The organism is Dehalococcoidia bacterium, assembly GCA_040902535.1.
Taxonomy (GTDB): domain Bacteria; phylum Chloroflexota; class Dehalococcoidia; order DSTF01; family JACRBR01; genus JBBDXD01.
Genome location: JBBDXD010000006.1, coordinates 1 through 16,568 on the forward strand (window position 1 = coordinate 1; position 16,568 = coordinate 16,568).

20 protein-coding genes and 1 tRNA gene are annotated in these 16,568 nt (G+C 65.2%); 7 read left to right on the forward strand and 14 right to left on the reverse strand.

Annotation, left to right across the window (positions count from 1 at the left end; translation table 11 throughout):
- Positions 1 to 116 precede the first annotated feature (116 nt).
- Positions 117 to 497 (forward strand): hypothetical protein, encoded by a 381-nt coding sequence (locus WEB52_02815; GenBank protein MEX2225364.1) that lies wholly within the window; start codon positions 117 to 119, stop codon positions 495 to 497.
- A gap of 10 nt (positions 498 to 507) precedes the next feature.
- Here the strand turns inward: WEB52_02815 and WEB52_02820 are convergent, their stop codons facing one another.
- From WEB52_02820 to WEB52_02835, 4 genes are all read right to left on the reverse strand, one after another.
- On the reverse strand, positions 508 to 708 hold the full coding sequence (locus tag WEB52_02820; GenBank protein ID MEX2225365.1) for a hypothetical protein: 201 nt from the start codon (positions 706 to 708) through the stop codon (positions 508 to 510).
- Entirely contained in the window at positions 690 to 1,925 is a 1,236-nt protein-coding gene (locus WEB52_02825; GenBank protein MEX2225366.1) for a site-specific DNA-methyltransferase, read from the reverse strand. The genes WEB52_02820 and WEB52_02825 overlap by 19 nt, the downstream gene beginning before the upstream one ends.
- Complete coding sequence (locus WEB52_02830; protein MEX2225367.1) at positions 1,922 to 2,311, reverse strand: phage terminase small subunit P27 family; 390 nt, start codon at positions 2,309 to 2,311, stop codon at positions 1,922 to 1,924. The genes WEB52_02825 and WEB52_02830 overlap by 4 nt, the downstream gene beginning before the upstream one ends.
- Before the next feature lie 199 nt (positions 2,312 to 2,510).
- The gene (locus tag WEB52_02835; protein ID MEX2225368.1) at positions 2,511 to 2,957 is read right to left on the reverse strand and encodes a phage terminase small subunit P27 family; all 447 of its coding nucleotides are present in this window, start codon (positions 2,955 to 2,957) and stop codon (positions 2,511 to 2,513) included.
- A gap of 147 nt (positions 2,958 to 3,104) precedes the next feature.
- Between WEB52_02835 and WEB52_02840 the strand changes: the two genes are divergently transcribed.
- Together WEB52_02840 and WEB52_02845 are read left to right on the forward strand one after the other, a co-directional pair.
- Complete coding sequence (locus WEB52_02840; protein MEX2225369.1) at positions 3,105 to 3,275, forward strand: hypothetical protein; 171 nt, start codon at positions 3,105 to 3,107, stop codon at positions 3,273 to 3,275.
- Positions 3,276 to 3,394: 119 nt separating this feature from the next.
- The gene (locus tag WEB52_02845; protein ID MEX2225370.1) at positions 3,395 to 3,580 is read left to right on the forward strand and encodes a hypothetical protein; all 186 of its coding nucleotides are present in this window, start codon (positions 3,395 to 3,397) and stop codon (positions 3,578 to 3,580) included.
- Positions 3,581 to 3,614: 34 nt separating this feature from the next.
- Here the strand turns inward: WEB52_02845 and WEB52_02850 are convergent, their stop codons facing one another.
- The 5 genes from WEB52_02850 to WEB52_02870 are packed head-to-tail and all read right to left on the reverse strand — an operon-like array spanning position 3,615 to position 6,670.
- Positions 3,615 to 3,938, reverse strand: a complete 324-nt coding sequence (locus WEB52_02850) for a hypothetical protein (GenBank protein MEX2225371.1) — start codon at positions 3,936 to 3,938, stop codon at positions 3,615 to 3,617.
- Entirely contained in the window at positions 3,938 to 5,662 is a 1,725-nt protein-coding gene (locus tag WEB52_02855; GenBank protein MEX2225372.1) for a hypothetical protein, read from the reverse strand. Before WEB52_02855 ends, WEB52_02850 begins: the two co-directional genes overlap by 1 nt.
- A complete protein-coding gene (locus WEB52_02860; GenBank protein ID MEX2225373.1) occupies positions 5,662 to 6,258 on the reverse strand; it encodes a DUF3854 domain-containing protein in 597 nt (198 codons plus the stop codon). The genes WEB52_02855 and WEB52_02860 overlap by 1 nt, the downstream gene beginning before the upstream one ends.
- Positions 6,245 to 6,436, reverse strand: coding sequence for a helix-turn-helix domain-containing protein (locus WEB52_02865; GenBank protein MEX2225374.1), 192 nt, complete (start codon positions 6,434 to 6,436; stop codon positions 6,245 to 6,247). Before WEB52_02865 ends, WEB52_02860 begins: the two co-directional genes overlap by 14 nt.
- A 3-nt stretch (positions 6,437 to 6,439) precedes the next feature.
- The gene (locus tag WEB52_02870) at positions 6,440 to 6,670 is read right to left on the reverse strand and encodes a helix-turn-helix transcriptional regulator (protein ID MEX2225375.1); all 231 of its coding nucleotides are present in this window, start codon (positions 6,668 to 6,670) and stop codon (positions 6,440 to 6,442) included.
- 104 nt (positions 6,671 to 6,774) lie between these two features.
- Here WEB52_02870 and WEB52_02875 point away from each other — a divergent pair, with 104 nt between their 5' ends.
- From WEB52_02875 to WEB52_02890, 4 genes are read left to right on the forward strand one after another with little or no spacing between them, the layout of a single operon-like run.
- Positions 6,775 to 7,167 carry a helix-turn-helix transcriptional regulator gene (locus WEB52_02875; protein ID MEX2225376.1) on the forward strand — a complete coding sequence of 131 codons (393 nt, stop codon included), beginning with the start codon at positions 6,775 to 6,777 and terminating at the stop codon, positions 7,165 to 7,167.
- Positions 7,164 to 8,093: a hypothetical protein gene (locus WEB52_02880; GenBank protein ID MEX2225377.1), complete on the forward strand. Its 930-nt coding sequence runs from the start codon at positions 7,164 to 7,166 to the stop codon at positions 8,091 to 8,093. Before WEB52_02875 ends, WEB52_02880 begins: the two co-directional genes overlap by 4 nt.
- A 13-nt stretch (positions 8,094 to 8,106) precedes the next feature.
- A complete protein-coding gene (locus WEB52_02885) occupies positions 8,107 to 9,231 on the forward strand; it encodes a site-specific integrase (protein MEX2225378.1) in 1,125 nt (374 codons plus the stop codon).
- Positions 9,232 to 9,281: 50 nt separating this feature from the next.
- Positions 9,282 to 9,986 (forward strand): hypothetical protein, encoded by a 705-nt coding sequence (locus WEB52_02890; protein MEX2225379.1) that lies wholly within the window; start codon positions 9,282 to 9,284, stop codon positions 9,984 to 9,986.
- A 127-nt stretch (positions 9,987 to 10,113) separates the two neighbouring features.
- Here the strand turns inward: WEB52_02890 and WEB52_02895 are convergent.
- From WEB52_02895 to WEB52_02915, 5 genes are all read right to left on the reverse strand, one after another.
- Positions 10,114 to 10,201 (reverse strand) — tRNA-Leu (locus WEB52_02895).
- A gap of 53 nt (positions 10,202 to 10,254) precedes the next feature.
- Positions 10,255 to 12,648 (reverse strand): SMC family ATPase, encoded by a 2,394-nt coding sequence (locus WEB52_02900; protein MEX2225380.1) that lies wholly within the window; start codon positions 12,646 to 12,648, stop codon positions 10,255 to 10,257.
- Complete coding sequence (locus tag WEB52_02905) at positions 12,635 to 13,807, reverse strand: exonuclease SbcCD subunit D (protein MEX2225381.1); 1,173 nt, start codon at positions 13,805 to 13,807, stop codon at positions 12,635 to 12,637. The genes WEB52_02900 and WEB52_02905 overlap by 14 nt, the downstream gene beginning before the upstream one ends.
- A 2-nt stretch (positions 13,808 to 13,809) precedes the next feature.
- Positions 13,810 to 15,501: an ATP-binding protein gene (locus WEB52_02910; GenBank protein MEX2225382.1), complete on the reverse strand. Its 1,692-nt coding sequence runs from the start codon at positions 15,499 to 15,501 to the stop codon at positions 13,810 to 13,812.
- Entirely contained in the window at positions 15,489 to 16,457 is a 969-nt protein-coding gene (locus tag WEB52_02915) for a hypothetical protein (GenBank protein ID MEX2225383.1), read from the reverse strand. The genes WEB52_02910 and WEB52_02915 overlap by 13 nt, the downstream gene beginning before the upstream one ends.
- Between the last annotated feature and the right edge of the window lie 111 nt (positions 16,458 to 16,568).

Genomic DNA, 16,568 nt, shown 5'->3' on the forward strand with positions numbered 1-16,568 from the left:
CGCCGAGCATTGCACGACCTTCGCAGACCACCGAGCGGACGCCGAAGCATGGGCGACGGTCCTCTTCGGTGACGCGGTGGTCGGGCTCGACGGCAGCGTCGTGGCAGAGGGCTGAGGTGCCGATCGACGTCAACGGGATCGAGGCGGGCGCAATCATCCGCACGCGCGATGGCAACCGGGCACGCGTCCTCCGGCCAAGCGAGGACGGCGCGTTCCTGCCGGTCGAGTACCTGCACGACGGGTCCAGCGACGTCTGCGGCGCCGACGAGATCATGAGCGTGGTCGCCCCGGACAACGACACACGCGATGTCCTCAAAGAGGTGCTGGCCATGATGGACGAGATCGCCGAGTTGCTGCGCTCGCTCGGCAACGCGCGCATCAACGCGTACTGCCTCGCGGCGTTCGAGGGCGGAGGCGGCGGCTGGCTCGGCCAGTTCGAGCGCGACATCATCGAGCAGGAACTCCGATCGCTTGACGACGCCGAGGGCGAGGAATAGACCCAACCACTCATCCCGCTACCATCGCCTTCCTAGCGGCCTCGACCTGAATGCCCTCTTCGGTCGGGGCCGCTACCTCTTCCTCGATCACCGCCCGCACGACTTCGTAGAGACCGGCCTCCATGCAGCCGACGCACGCGCCGGTGTCACGCCGCCGCACGTGTATCTGCGCGCCTCTCGCATCCTTGCGGATCACGAATGGCCCAGGCATTGCGCCTCCTGACCCGTGAACGACTCCCAGCGCGCGAGGACTACGCTCGCATAGTGCGGGTCGAGTTCCGTCCCGTAGCAGACTCTGCCGGTGCGCTCGCAGGCGATCAGCGTCGAGCCTGATCCGAGGAAGAGATCCAGCACGACGTCGCCGCGCGAGCACGAGTTCTCGATCGCACGCTCGACGAGCGCTAGGGGCTTCATCGTCGGATGCGCCTGGCTCTCGCTTGGACGATCGATCTCGAAGACGTCGCCCTGGTCGCGGCCGCCGTGCCACTCGTGTCGTGTTCCCTCGCGCCAGCCGTACCAGAGTGGTTCGTACTGTCGCTGGTAGTCAGCCCGGCCGAGCGTGAATCTGTCTTTGCGCCAGATGATCGTGTCGCTCCAGTGCCCGCCCTCCTCTTCGAGCACGCGCGAGACGAGTGGCAGTTCCTTGGACGACATGCAGCAGTAGATCGCGCCGTCCACGCTGGCGAGGAGGTTGCGCGCCCAGCCGCGGCAGAACGCGTCGAACTCCTGTGACGACATCGCGTCGTTCTGGATGCGTCTCTTCTTCTGCCCGCGCTGCTGGCCGCCATGATCTCCGTAAGCCACGTTGTACGGCGGGTCCGTGAAGCACATCGGCGCCCGCTTGCCGTCGAGGAGCCGCTGTACGGCCGCCGTGTCGCCCGCGTCGCCCACCAGGAGCCGGTGGTCGCCCAACGCCCACAGATCGCCCGGCTTGGCGCGTGTGGCCGCACGTGCCGCCTCCAGCGCGGCGTCCACATCGAAGCTCTCGGGCTTGTCCTTCTTCTCGCGCAGGTCGAGCGACTTGAGCAGCGCATCGAGTTCGTCCTCGCTGAAGCCGGAGAGCGAGATGTCCAGGTCGTCTACGTCAGAAAGGTCCGCCACCATCCGCGCCAGGAGTTCCTCGTCCCACGAGCCGGAGATCTTGTTGAGCGCGAGGTTCAACACCCTGCTTTGCTCTACCGTCAGGTCGAGGAAGATCACGGGCACGGTCTTGATGCCAAGCTTGCGCGCCGCGAGCAGTCGCTGGTGGCCGCCAATCACCGTCTTGTCCGCTGCGCGTGCGAGCACCGGCTGCACGAAGCCGTACTCGTTCAGGCTGCGCGTCAATGCCTCCAGCTCGGCGTCGCCGATCCGGCGCGGGTTCGCCGGGTCGGGCTTCAGCTCGTCGATTGCGACGTGTGCGATCTGCATCTTCGTGTCCGTCGTCATGCCATCCCCAGCCTTCGCTTGTACTCCTCGATCACGGCGATGCTCTTCGCCTCCTTCGCCTCTTCGTCCACCGGCACCTGGTGGGCGATGCCCGCCCTGAGCCTTGCGCCCGGCGACAGGCCCAGCTGCTTGCCCAGGTCGCTGAGCGTCGCCTCCAAGTCGTTGCGCACCATGAGCAATGGGTTTCTGACGGCGTTGCCTTTCTGTCCCTTGATCAGCTTCCCGGACTTCCGCAGCATCTCCTGGACCTCGACCCAGTCCGACCACGCGGTCACGTAGCGGATGAGGACGCTGCGGTCGATCGTCGTAAGCGTGCCCGTCTGCTCCAGTTCGGGCACGACGCGTTTCCATTCGGCCTTCGCCTCGTCGGGGAGGTCGCGCGGCATCGCCGGCCTGCCGACCGCGGCGTTGCCACGGATCTCGCGCTTGTTGCGCCTGGCGCATACTGCAACGGCAACGGCAACGGTCCCCTCTCACCCATCAATCACGCTCCGGGATATTTCTTGGGGAAACCCGTACCGGGTCGGAGACGGGCCCGCAGCGGTTTCCACCCTCGGTATCGCCTGAATTTCTGGCGCCCCCCGGTCACTGGACCCTCCTCAACAACTCACGTGGGTCGGGCGCGTCGGGGTCGTACGGCGTCGGCTCGAACGTCGCGGCTGGTCGCGGCTTCGTCATCGCCACGCGCGTGCGTGAGGAAGGCGACATACCAAACTCCACCAGCAGCCGCGTCATCTGGCCCATCGCCTTGTTGGCGATCGCGAGGTACGGCGACTGGATCGGGAAGCCCGACGGCGACTTCATGACCGTGCCGTACTTCACGAGGTTCGCCTCCGCCTCGATCCACCGGCTCCAGCTCTGGCAGTAGAGGGCGAGCGCCGCGCCGTCGATCTCCGTCATGAGCCCGCACTCGAGGAGCTTGCGGCCCATGCGCCGCCATTCCTTGCGCGCCTCGCCCTGCAGGTGCGACGGGCAAGCCGGGAGCCGCGGCTCCGGGCCGTTGCCATCGATGCGCGGGCGGCGCGTGCTCATGCCTTCCGGCTTCGGCCGGCGCCCTCTCACCGGGATACCCCCCTACTCAATTTCGCGAATTGAAAAATGTTGGAGCGCCAGCGCTTTCCGTTGGCAGATGCGTTTGTTTTCACCCACCCCCGGCATGCAGCCGCTACCATCGGCGCGATGGTGCATCTCGGCATCGGCTTCGTCGTCGTAGCGCTGACCTGCGTGGCACTCACGCTGGTGTCGTACTTCGCATCACCTGACGTGAGCACGTCGTTCGCGGTCGGATCGTTCGTCGCGCTCGCGACCTGCGGTGCGTTTCTTGCGTACGTCGTGCGGTACCGGATGTGACCTGCACGGACGCGATAGAATGAATCATGAACGTTGGCTCGTTGGCCTTCAGCGTCCTTCAGCGTGGCACCGCGCTCGCTCCTTGCGTCGTGGGTTGCGCACTCCTCATTGAGGCTGTCATGCCGATCGCGCTGCCCCACGGCGGCCAACACTACGTCGGAGGCGCCGCTCTCGCTTCTCCGGCCGCGATCGAGCACGTTCGACGTGAGCACACGGAAACGAGCACCTACCAGGACCATCCCTACATGAGCCCCACGCGCGGAACCGCCGAGATCGGGACGCGCTCGTTCAACCTGCCGCTGTAGAGCTTCAGCCTCTGCCGCTCCTGCGCCTATCTGGTCATAGCGATACGTCATGGGAGACCTTCATGACCGCGCGGTCGAACGCCGCGATGATCGACCAGTTGACGAGAAGCATCAGGCGCTCGTCCGGCAGCTTGCGCAGGGCGGGTGGCAGGTGAGGGCGGATCTCGGCGAGAACCGAAGTGATTGCGGTGTTGAGCGGAGCACCGAGCGCAAGCATGATCGCGACCTTCTCCTTGCCGACCGCCGCCACGAGATCCTCCGGCAAGGGAGCGGCCGCCTGTAACCGAAGGCCGCCTGGCTCCAGCAGGACACGACCACCGAGCGTCTCCACGCGCCGAATCACCTCCAGTGCGCTCATCAGATCTTCATCTCCCATGGCTCGCCCTCTGAGGTGGGCAATTCAGCGTTGGTAGCGTCGGTGCCGTCGGTCGTGCGCTCGTCCATTCGGCGTCCGCCGTCGCTACCAACGCTGCCGACGCTACTTTCGCCGGTATCACCGGTGAGCCTCCGCACGATGATCGTCCGTTCGTCGCCGTGGGACTCGACGATCTCGATACCGAGGTCACGAAGGTTGCTGCGTATGTCGTTGATGCGCCTGCTCAGGATGTGCGGCGCACCCGGCCATCCCTTGGACTCGACCTTGCCGCTCGCGCTGCGGCGGAACAGCCGCGCGCTGTTCCCCGCTTCTTCCAGGTCCTCCAGGAACGCGGACGGTGTTCCCCGCCACTCGTCGTGCGTTTTCATCAGCTCCAAGATCGCGGCACCGACGATGTTCCCTTCGACCGCCTCTACGGTTTGGGCACCGATGTTGGACGCGTAGGCATCAAGGAACGCGCCCTCGCTATACCCGAGCGCCACTGCCACGGCGGCGCCGAATCGCGTGAAGTCAGCCATCCGTTCGAGTGCCGTTGGTTCCACCTCGGGGTAGATGCGAAGGGCTGCTGAGAGGGTGTCGAAGATACCTCCGAGGATGACCGGTCGGTCCATCTCAAAGGCCTGCCAGAACTCCTTTTCTGAACGCCTGGCCTGCTTGCTGATGCGTTCAAGTCGAAGCAGCAACGAGCGATCGAGCAGGTCGGCGCGGCGCGGCACGACATTGATGCCGTTCAACATCACCACGCGGCGGTAGGCGTAGATGACGTCGTCGTCGTCCGAGTAGAGTTCGCGCTTCGTGAATCCCTCCCCGGTCACGGCGCGACACAACACGTCCGAGAGCCATGGCGGCACGTTGTCCACGTTGTCATAGACGGGCGCGTAATGGTGCGAGAGCTGTTGCACGAGTTCCTTCATGTCCGAAGGGAATGACAAGGACTCGACAGAGGAAGGGTCGATCAGCTTTCGGAGCACGCGCTGACCGACGCTCTTCCCCGCCCCTTTCTCGCCATGGAAGTCCGGAATGGCATGCGGGATGTCTGGAACGAACGCCGTGACGAGCCAGGCGAGCAGTAGCAGATGGTCCTCGTCCTCGACGTTGAGGTACGAGAGCGCACGTCGAATATCACCTGTTCGACTCGGTTCGACCTGGGATTGCTGGTGGGCATACCGACGGAAGAGGACCGTCGAAAGCGAGCGGACTTCCCATCCGTTCGCGTCGATCACTACCGTGCGCCAGTCCTTGTCGGCCAGGTCGTAGTGGATAACGCCGTCGCGTATCCCGACGCGATTGAACAGCTGTTCAGTCGGGCCGTCGTACACCGCGAGTCCTTCCAACGTTCCACCCGCCGCGTTGACCGCTTCCGCCCCGACGGCCTTGCCCGTCCGGCCGAAGAACATGCGGCGTAGCCATTGCTTGAAGCGCTTGGAGTTGAGGGGCCACACCTCGTGATGCCCGTCGACCGGCATCCGCGTGTAAGCGGTGCCGGTTGCATCGTGGAAGAGATCGCCGGCCTGGCCGATTGCAACCAGGATGTCGGCGTGCGTCCTGCCGGCGTCCGTCAGATCCTGTTCGTCGGACTCGTCGGGTGGCCGTCGGATCTCGGCCGTCGCCAACGACAACATGTCGTCGACAGAGTGGCCCCTAGCAAGGTAGTCGTCGGCACCCACCTTCTCGCCGTGCGGTCCCGAGGGGAGATAGATGAGCATCAGACTGCCCCCCGAAGATCCAGGAACGACTTGAGCCGCACGAGCGCGCCGTGCACCTGCGGGTTCTCCATGACATCGGAGTCAAAGACGATGAAAGTCCTGCGGCCGTTGAGCGCGACATACTCCCAGTCGGCAAGGATGGTCTTCCCGCCGTGGTCGTTGGTCCCGCGGAAGTTCCACACGCCGAGCAACGCGATGGCACACGCGCCGCGCGACGCAAGCGCGTCGCCTTTCTTGATGCCCTCGGTGATGAACAGCGGTACCGCGGGGTCGCCTAGCAGGTGGCGCACGGAGGGGTGGACGTCGAGCGCCATCGTTGCGCCCTTCATCGTTTCGTACTTGATCACCTTCCCGTCCTTGATACGAGGTACGTCGGGTCGGGATTGGTACAGGACGACTTCGCCGCGGCAGTCGAAGACTGGGATCAGCAGCGCCGGGACGTTCGTCTGCATGTGCCCGAATCCGAGCTGGTGCAGGCGGGACTTCGTCGTGATGGTCTCGTAGCCCCGTCCCGCGATGATGTCGTCGCTGAGTCCAGAGTCCTGCGTGAGCATCCGCCGATGTTCCGGGGAGAGCACAGGTTCATGAACTTTCATCGTCTCTCTCCTTTAGAAGTGAGACGAACTCTTGAAGGTCCGCGACGAGGACCCTCCTCGCTCCGCCGACCTTCACGGATGGAAGGACGCCTCGCTGGATCAACACCCAGGTAGCGGAGCGGCCCAGCCCGAGACGCCTGCCGGCTTCCTTGACCGTGATGAGCAGCTCCTCGCCCATCCGCTAGCCCTCCTCCAGCCGGAAGAGCCGGTCGAAGTCCTCGATGCGGAGCAGCCTCTGGAGCCGCTCGCGTACCTCCGGAGAAGGGCACCGCGTCCCTCGTAGGAGCTGTGAGACGTACCCCGGCGAGACCTTGAGTCCGCGGGCCAGCCCTTGGAGGGAGATGTTTCGCCGGGCCAACTCAGTGGCCAGGAAGTCCTGCCGGACGTAGACCCTCACCTGAATACGCGTCATAGCTAGAGGGAGGTTACCAGCGATTGTAGGATCGTGGCAATCTTTCCGGCGTCTGATAGCGATCAGATGTTTACTTTTTGAACACACGGCTGTACAATCGGGCCATGACTGATATCGGCGACCTCCTAAAGGAACTCCGGCTCCTGAAACGACTAACCATTCGGGACGCGGCCCAAGCGGCCAACGTCAGCAACGCGTACCTCTCGCAGATCGAGACAGGGAAGAAGGGCGCCCCGAGCGCGAAGCATCTGCGGCGTCTGGCAGAGGTCTACGGAGTGCCAGCTCGGGAACTGTTTGAGATCGCCGGCTACCTGGACGAGCCCGAGATCCATGAATCGGAGGACGACCAGATCAACAGGGCCTTCGACTTCGTCATGGCGGACAGCCGGTTCGCTGCGGGGACACGCATCAAGCAAGGACTCACGCTCGATGCGAAGCGGTACATCGTCGAGACCTATGAGAAGGTCACCGGAGCAAGACTGCTGGGGTTGAAATGAAGGAACTAGCTAGTGCGCTGATCGACTACATGCTTGCGCAGTGGAGCGACCTCGCATTGGTGACGCCTGCCGGGTTTGCAACCGCTCTTCGCATCGTCGGTGGTGTTCCCGATGACGCGTCGCCATGGCATCTCGAAGCCTGGGTTCGACGATTCGGTGAGATCCGCGTGGGCGCCGCCTCGCCTGAACTCTCGGGTTGGGGATACCAGCAAGGCGACTCATTCGTGATCGAAACGGGGAAGGGGCGCAGTGTCCAAGAACGGAACATCACGATCCCCCACGAATTCGGCGAACGCCTGCATGTCCTGATCAACGAGGAGTTACAGGCGCGCGGAGTGGCGTCCGTTGATTGGGGTGAGCGGTTCTGGGACGCGATGGGGGTTGAGCTTGTCGCCCCGCTCGCCAGCTTTCGCGCAAAAGCTCTTCGCAACGGTCTCGATCTGATCGAGCTCGCGGACCGGCTGTCATTCGAATCCGTCGTGTACCGCGCACAGGAGGCGTTCGAGTACGACGTGCCGCTCTTCGCCGTATACGCCGGGAATGCTGGCAACTACGAGAAGGGGCGCGGGTACGACGGGGATGTATGGAGAGTGCGAGCGCGGGCCTATACCAAGAGATGGCTTTCGTTCGGGTATCTCGATGGTCAGGAGCAGATCCACATCGCGGGTCGCGGCGCCTTCATAAGGGACGGTTCGCTTGTCCGCGAGGTCTGCGCTAAACGCCGTTCGATCCTTGCAAGAACGTGCGACGTGGTCGGCAGACGGGAAGTGGAGACGACCGTGCTGTTGCGGGCCAGGTTCTATGGGAAAGAGCCCGCCTGGGTGATGGCGGTGGGCGTTGAGCGACGCTACGACCATCTTCTCCGATCGCAGGTAGCGCTCGCCGACCCGATCGAACGATCGGGCACGCTCGGAGATCTCTTTTAGAAGGGAGCGCGGAATGGCTAAGCGAGCAAACGGCGACGGTTCCATCTACCAGCGTAAGAGCGATGGGCGCTGGTCAGCATCGATCTCGTTGCCCAACGGGAGACGAAAGCACTTTCTTGGCAAGGATCGCGACGAAGTCGTCCGTAAACAGCGAGCGGCGTTGAAGGGCCAGGACGATGGCTTACCCATCGTCAGCGAGCGGCAAACCGTCGCGCAGTACCTCAAGCGATGGCTCGCCGGCGCCAAGCCGACGATCCGAGAACGGACGTGGGTGCGGTACGAGCAGTACGTTCGGCTTCATCTCGAGCCGAAGTTGGGGAAGCTCTCCCTGACGAAACTCTCCCCTCAACACCTACAGAATCTGTACGCGGACCGGCTGGAAGCCGGTCTGAGCCCAACGACGGTCCATCACCTTCACGCGACGATCCACCGGGCACTCGAACAAGCGGTGAAGTGGGGGCTGGTGGCGCGCAACGTCGCCGACCTCGTTGACCCACCGCGCATCGCACGACACGAGATCCGCACGCTGTCTCCTGAAGAGGCCAATGGTCTTATCGATGCAGCGCGCGGCGATCGCCTGGAAGCCCTCTACATCGTCGCCCTCACCACCGGCCTTCGCGAGGGCGAGCTGCTTGGACTGCGGTGGCGTGACGTCGATCTGGATGCGGGAGGCGTTGAGGTACGTGGCAGCCTGCAGCGTGTACCGAGCGGATTCATCATCGCGGAGCCCAAGACCAGCAAGTCTCGACGTCGCGTAGGCCTGACAGAAGATGCGATCGCGGCGTTACGCCGGCACCGAACCCGCCAGTCGGAGGAGCGCTTGCGGCTAGGCCCGGCCTGGGAGAAAACGCACGACCTGGTCTTCACGGACGAGTCAGGTAAGCCAATTGATGCGACGAAGTTCCTGCGGAACTCGTTCGCCCCCCTGCTCAAGCGCGCGGGCTTGCCGCCGATGCGCTTCCATGACCTCCGTCACACCGCGGCGACTCTTCTACTCGGGCGCGGCATCCACCCGAAGATCGTCTCCGAGATGCTCGGCCACAGCCAGATCGCGATCACGCTCGACCTCTACAGCCACGTCACGCCGACCATGCAGCGCGAGGCGACCGAGGCGATGCAGGCGATTTTCAGTCGATGACTTTCAAGTCTGTAGCGCGTGGCGGATACGACGGACTCAAGGATCGGATCATGGAGTTCGCGCGACAAGACCTCGCGGCTTCCATGCCGGCCTACGTTGATGAGTTCCGACGCGTTCTGGACGAGGCGGATGGAGACGTCTATCGCGCGACTGAACAGACGGCGCGTCTGCTTGGAGACGGTCGTCCGGCGCTGCGCTCGCTCCTAACTGCGATCTTCGACACCGACTACGTCGCGTTGCAGGTACGGCACGCATATCAGCAACTCAAGACGAGTGTGACATCGACGGATCCAGCCAGGGCACGCCAGTTCAACTATCACCTCGACCACTGGATCTTCCAGATGGACGCCTACCTGGAGCGTTGCGATACGGCATTCACGAAGGTTGTCCGCACAATGGTACGTCCGCGCCTGCAAGAAGGCTGGACGAAGATCGAGGCCGACGTGAAGTCGGAGATTGCCGCCATGAAGCGCGTCATGGCCGAGCGTCGAGACCCACTCGCGCATGGGCTTGGCGGCGGCGTGTCAGCGGTGGCAGGGCACTGGGAACCGATCCTCGCTGCTCCCGACCTGATCCCATTCGATCAGGTCTTTCTCGAGGCGACTCGTACGGCCGAGGGGGAGGCGCTTGACACTGCCCGGAGGCAGCGCCTTTTTGGCTACATCGAACAGTCAAGCCTCATTGTCTTCGCGAAGATAGAAGCCGTTTCTCGGTGGCTGCTTGCGCGCCTCGATGAACTGGACGAAGCCGTTTGATTCGCCTCCCCGAAGATCGTTCGTACCCGTCCATCCGCGTCCGGATCGGTTGCTGTCACCGTTGCTGTCACAACGAGTTTGCAACGACGCACGTCAGGCCCAAATCCGGCGAAAACAGAATCGAAATTGGTGCCGAAGGTGGGAGTCGAACCCACACCCCGATTGCTCGGGAACGGTTTTTGAGACCGTCGCGTCTGCCATTCCGCCACTTCGGCTCGCCCCAAGTGTAGCGAACGTCCCGCGCATCGCTGCCGGGTGATGTCGATCTTCACGCGACGGCGCCGCCGACCTCGACGGTGCTGCCGGCCGGTGACTTGCGCACCATGATGCGGTGCTCGATGCGGTGGGTGAGTTCGGGGACGTGGGTGATGACGCCCACCATGCGCTCCTCGCTGCGGAGGCCTTCGAGCGCCTCGATCACGGTCTCCAGCGTCTCCGTGTCGAGCGTGCCGAAGCCTTCGTCGAGGATCAGGCTCTCGAGCGAGGATGCGGCGGCGCTGCGCAGTTGAGGCAGGCGTTCGGCGAGCGCGAGGGCAAGCGCGAGCGACGCGACGAATGTTTCGCCGCCGCTGAGCGTCTTCGCGGGGCGCACCTGTTCCGCGTGCCAGTGATCGACGACGGCGAACTCTCCGCCATCGACGCGGATGCCGAAGCGGTCGAAGAGGGTGCGCAGGTGTTCCGTCGCCGCTTCGGCGAGCACCTGCATGGCTTCGACGATGACGAATTGCTGGAAGTGGTTCGCCTGGAGGAGCACGGCGAGGTCGCGGCAGAGCTGGTGTCGTTCCTTCATGCCAGTCAGCTCGTCGCGCAGGTCTGCGGCCTTCCCGATCGCCTTTTCGATGGCCTGTGCCGCCGCATCGAGAGTGGCGATGCGACGGGCGAGATCTTCGGTCTCGCGCTGCGAGGTCGCGAGCATGTCCTTGAGAAGGTCGGCGGGCGAGGTCTTCGCGTCGATGAGTTCGATCACGTCGCCCCACTGCCATGTGGACGCGATCTGCTTGAGTTGCGCGAGTGCGTCGTCGCCCTCTGTTCGATCGCTCGCGATCGACGCCGCGACCTGCGACAGCTCCGCCTTCAATGCGGCGATTGCGCGGCCGCTGCCCGCCGCCTGCTGGTGATGCTCGTGCAGCGCGGCGCGCACGCGTTCGAGGTTCGACGAGAGATCATCGTGCGAGGCGCGGGCCTGCTCCTGGTCGGCGAGTCGTTTCGTGATGTGCGTGATGTCCGCGGATTCGCCGCCGGGTAGGGCGCCGCGCAACTCCTCCTCCGACCGATCCCACTCTGCCTGTGCGATGACCGCCGCGTGCGTCGCGCCGTCGAACGCTTCCTGTGCGCGCGCGAACACCGCGGCGGCCTTCGACGCTGCGGTGTTTGCAGAGGATTCGGCGGCCCGGGCGTCCTTGACTGCTCGCTCTGTGGCGGCCAGCGCTGGTTTTTCGGCCTTTGGCAACTTGCCGATGACGCCGCCGCACACGGGGCATGGGTCGCCGGGCTTGAGCCCGCTGCGCAAATGCGCCGCCGCGTCGGCTCGTTGCGCTTCCCGCAGCACATCTTCTGCCGCCGCGATGGCTTCGCGGGCTGCGGCGTGCTTCGCCTGGGCGTCGGACGCAGCGACCTCCGCAGCTTCGAGCGTGCTTCGGTCCGACGCGGCGGCGAGTGCAGATTCGGCGGCGGTGCGCGCGCGTGCTACCTGTCGCGCGCAGGACTCGGCGCGGACGAGCGCGGCGTGGAGCGTTCCGTCGTACGTGGTGCGCGCAAGCTCCGCTTCGGCAGCCGCAAGCGCGTCCGTGAGCGCGACGAGCGTCGTCTCGGCATCCTTCGCGGTGATTTCTGCGACCTGTAACTCGCGGGTCTTTGCGTCGTGCGCATCTTCGTGCGTCTTTTGCTGGCGCCGCGCCATGAGGAAGGCGGACGTGTGCTCGGTCGCGCGTTGCAGCGCGTCGCGGCGCTGGTGTTCCGTATCGAGGAGCGGCTTGGCGGCCGCGAACTGTTCGCGCGTCGCGGCCAGCCGTTCTTCGGTGGCATCGGCGTAGTCTTCGGCAAGCCGCCGTTCGCGCTCGGCGATCTGCGGTGCGAGCGTCCCGGCGCGCCTGTTCGCCTCCTGCATGATCGCCTGGTAGATGCCCAGATCGAGCAGGTCGATGAGGATCTTGCGCCGCTCTTCGGGCTTCCCCGTGAGGAATTCGGCGAAACGGCCCTGGGGCAGCAGGACGCACTTCGTGAAGCTGTCGAAGTCGAGGCCGACGACGCCTTCGATCGCCGCGTCGATGCGTTCGACGCGGTCTTCGAGCGGCTCCCACTCGTCACCGCCGACGTGGCGTTCGAACTGCACCGGCGACGGGCCGCGCGATACCTGTTCGGCGCCGGTCTTCCTGTTGGTGGTGCGAGCGACGTTGACGCCTCGATGCACGCGGAACGTGCGGCCGCCGGAATCGAACTCGAGCTGCACCTTCATCTCGGTTGCGTCGCGGGCGATGAGATCGCGCACGGTCGTGCCGCGCGGGACCTTGCCGAAGAGCGCGTAGCAGATGGCGTCGACGATGGTCGTCTTGCCGGCGCCCGTCGGGCCGGCGATGACGAAGACGTCCATGCCTCGGAAGTCGATCTCGACGGGTTCGCGGAAGCAGGTGAATCCGGAGAGCTTGAGGTTACGCGGGCGCATGGCCGGCTTCCGCTTCGTAGAGTTCGTTGAAGAGGGCGATCAGCGCTTCCGGCGCCTCTGCGCTGTGGCGTTCGCGATAGTAGCGCGCCAGCAGTTCGTACGGCGCCAGTCCGTGCTTGGATGCGTCCGACGCCGTCTGCGCGGACTCATCGGTGCGCTCGAAGGCGACGTCGAGCGCGTTGGGCAGCACTTCGCGGACCTGTTCGAAGAGTGACGGCAGCGGCCGGTCGGCGCGCACGATCACGCGCAGATAGTCGTCGCCGTACTTGCCGGCGTGCGACGTGAGGTCGTCGAAGTCGAGCGTGACGGTCTGCAATCCGCGGCCGCCGGTGATCTCGATCGGGCGGATGTCGGCCGGCTGGCGCGGTTTCGCATCGACAACATTCACGTACTTTTTCTGTCCGCCCTCGCCGAAATCGAGTTGGAGCAGCGAGCCAGCGTAGAAGGTAGGGGACTGAGCGACGATGGCCTGGCGTTTGTGTACGTGACCGAGCGCGACATAGTGCGCCGTGGCAGGGATGCAACCGGCGTTTACGGCGAAGTTGTGGCCAATGTGCAGTTTGCGCTCGCCGCCGCCTTCGCCGATCTCGCTGCCATCGATCAGCATGTGGCCGACGAAGACGTTGATGGTGTCGTCGGAGAATCGCGAGAAGCAGCGCGGGATCAGCGCTTCCATCACCTGCCGGTATTCCGTCCGGGCGTTGTCCGCGCCCTCGAAGAGTGTCTCGAACTGGAGCGCGATGCGCTCGGGCACCCACGGCAGGGCGGCGAACGTCGCGGTCTCGCTGCGGTTGCGCGACGGTACCGCGATGATGGCGTCCTCCGCCTGCTCCGGCACGGAGCCGACGGTGTGCACGCCGACCATGCGCAGGATCGAGGTCAGGGCATCCATGTGATGCGGCGAGTCGTGGTTGCCGGCGATCATCACGACCTGGGCGCCATCGCGGACGATCTCGCCGAGCGTTTCGTAGGCGAGCCGCTCGGCTTCGGCGCCCGGCGACAGCGAGTCGAACGTATCGCCGGCGATCACGACGACGTCGATGCTTTCGTCGCGGACGATGCGCGTGACTTCGGCGAGGACGCGCTCGCACTCCGGCTGTCGCGACTCGCGGCGAATCTTCCGTCCCAGGTGCCAGTCGCTGGTATGCAGCAGGCGCACCGCTACTGCATCCTGCCGCGCAGCCCCGGCGCCGGTGCTGCGGTGTCGTCTACTTCATTCTGGCGCGTTGCCCACGACGGGAAGGGGAACTGCGTCAGGAGCGGTACGGGAATCTCCGGCTGGTGCACGAACATGGTGCCCGGCTTGAGGATCGAAGCGCGGGCGCGCGCCGCATCGGTCAGGAAGCCATACTCGCCACGGGACGCTTCCGCCGAATCGAGCCTGCCGGCGACGCGGAACGATGCGTTCGCCGTGACGCGTCGCTCGATCTCGCTGGCGGTCTGCTGGGCGCCGACGAGGATCACGCCCAGGGAGCGCCCACGCTCGGCGATGTCCAGGATCACTTCCTTGATCGGGCTCCAACCTTCGCGCGGCGCGTACTTGTTCAGTTCGTCGAGGACCAGGAAGACGAGCGGGCGCGGGCGCCCTTCCTTCTGCTCGACAAGCCGCCGCACTACCGAGCCGACGACGAAGCGCTTCGCGCGATCGTGCAGATCGTTGATGTCGATGACGATCGCCTGCTTGTTCTCGCCGGCGTTGCCGCCATCGAGGATGCGGATCGTCTTGTCGTTCACTTCGTCGGGCGGGATCGCGCGGATCAGATGGCCCGTCGTGTAGACGGCGTCCCACAGGCGGCGCATGAATGCTTGCTGCGAGCCGCCCGCCTCGCCGTGTGCGGCTGCTTCGATGTTCGTGTCGATCGCGAGGACGAGGTCGTTGAAGTCGCGCACGGTCTGCCCGAGCACGTCGATGAAGCCGTTGGCATCGGGCGGGCCGACGACGTTCGCGTCGGCGAGCCAGCGCTCGACCATGCGGATGACGGACGACAGGCGGCTGGTCTCGCTGTCGGCTTCCGCGAAGAGGAAACCGATCATGCGCGAGCGGCAGAACTCGTCGAGCGACCACGCGTAGGGCTTTGCGTCCGGCCGCGTGTTCGAAGAGGGATGGAACGCCTCTTTTCGGGCCGGCGACCAGATCACGACGCTCTGGAAGGGCCCGGCATCGAGACCCATGGCGGCGTAGCGCGAGCGGGCGTCGTCATCGAGCTTGCGGTTGGGTTTGTCGAGGAAGAGCAGATCTTCGCCCTTGACGTTGAAGATGATGGCCTTGGTGTTCGCGGCGTCGCGTCCTAGTACGTCGGAGTGCAGCAGCGAGTACAGCAGGAACAGCGCGTAGCTTGTCTTCGTCGCGACGCCGCTGATGCCGCTGATGTTCATGTGGGCGCCGCGCGTGCCATCGAGGAACTCGAGGTTGCCGTAGATCGGCTGGCCGTCGCGGGCGAAGCCGGCGCAGAACGCGGTTCCGGCTTCGCGCATCTTGTCGAAGTAGAGCGCCTTGTCGCGCGTCGCGCCGGTGCTCACGAACACGCGGGCGCCGGGGAACGGAGCGACGAAGATCTCGGGGTCGACGCGCGTCACGGCGACGTGTGCCGCGTTGGCGATGTCGACGGGCATGATCTCGTCGTTCGCGAGTTGCGAGTCTGAATCGAAGCGCGCGCCCTCGAAGCGCGAGCGCACCTTGTCGACGATGCCGTGAATCTCCACGCGCTTGCCATCGGGCAGTTCGATCGGCACGGTGACGACGTCGTCGAGCTGCAGGTAGCGCTCGGGGTACGTCCAGACCCAGAAGTCGAGCGCGAACGCGTCTTCGGTGCCGATCACGAGGCCGGCCGGGTGCTCGCTCAGAATGTCCACGCGAAGTCCTCCCTCGCGAACGACTCGCGGATCAGGCGGGCGACGAACTCGCGCTGCCCCATGCGTCGCCGCAGATCGCGTTCCAACTGCCCGACGGGCAGCAGGTTCTGCGGCGCGCGCGGATCGCGGTGCGGCTTCGGCGCGTAGCGCGGCAGCGCGGAGGCGGTAAGGTCGGCGGCACGCGTCACTTCCTCGCGCGAGGCGGAGTCGTCCATCTCCATCATCGCGAGGCCTGACATCGCGAGGTCGTAGCGGCCGGGCGACGCGAGGCAGGTAAACCACGAGTAGTAGCGGCGGTCGGAGCGCCTCCGCACGAAGACCGGCGAGCGTTCGCCCCGGCGGAGCCCGCGCAACACGTTGATCTGCGTTTCGGACGTGACGGGCACGCGTTGCGGCGTCTTGATCAATCCGACGGCGCCGGACGCCTGCTGAGGCAGCCGTCCGTCGACGATGACGAGGCCGAAGCGTTCGCCGAGCAGGCGCCGGACGATGCTAGCTTCGACCTCGGCGCGAAGTTGATTGAGCTTCGATTCGAGTGCAGCCGGATCGTCGCCGGCGGCGGACTCGGGATGATAGCGGTGCAGCGTTTTCGACGTGCGGACGTCGATCGCGGCGGGGCGCGCGCCCCTGGTGAGGATCGCGGCGCGCTGGACGGTTACGTGGCACAGCGGGTCGTCGGATCCGGGGCACATGGCGCCTGCGGCGTACGTCGCGAGGACGCCCGGGATCGGCCAGCCATCACCTTCAGCGGAGAAGCGGGCGTCGTACTGTTGCACACCGTCGACGAACGCCAGCCTCGGCGAAGGTTCATCGGCGCACTCCGCGGGCGCGATAGGGCGCCAATCAGCCATCTCGAAAGCATCGTCGAGCATGGTGGTCGACTCGTCGTCGTCCCGGGTGGCGGCCGCGACGGAGTCGTACGCAGGTGGGCGCGGGTCGAGCTTGAGGAGCCGCAAGAATAGCCTCGCAAACGATAGCCCAAATGTTCGGGCGGGGTCAGGGCGATGGTAATGAGGGAGGGGGTGCGGCGTCAACGCGACGGATTATCTGAGGCAGCCGTGGGGGGA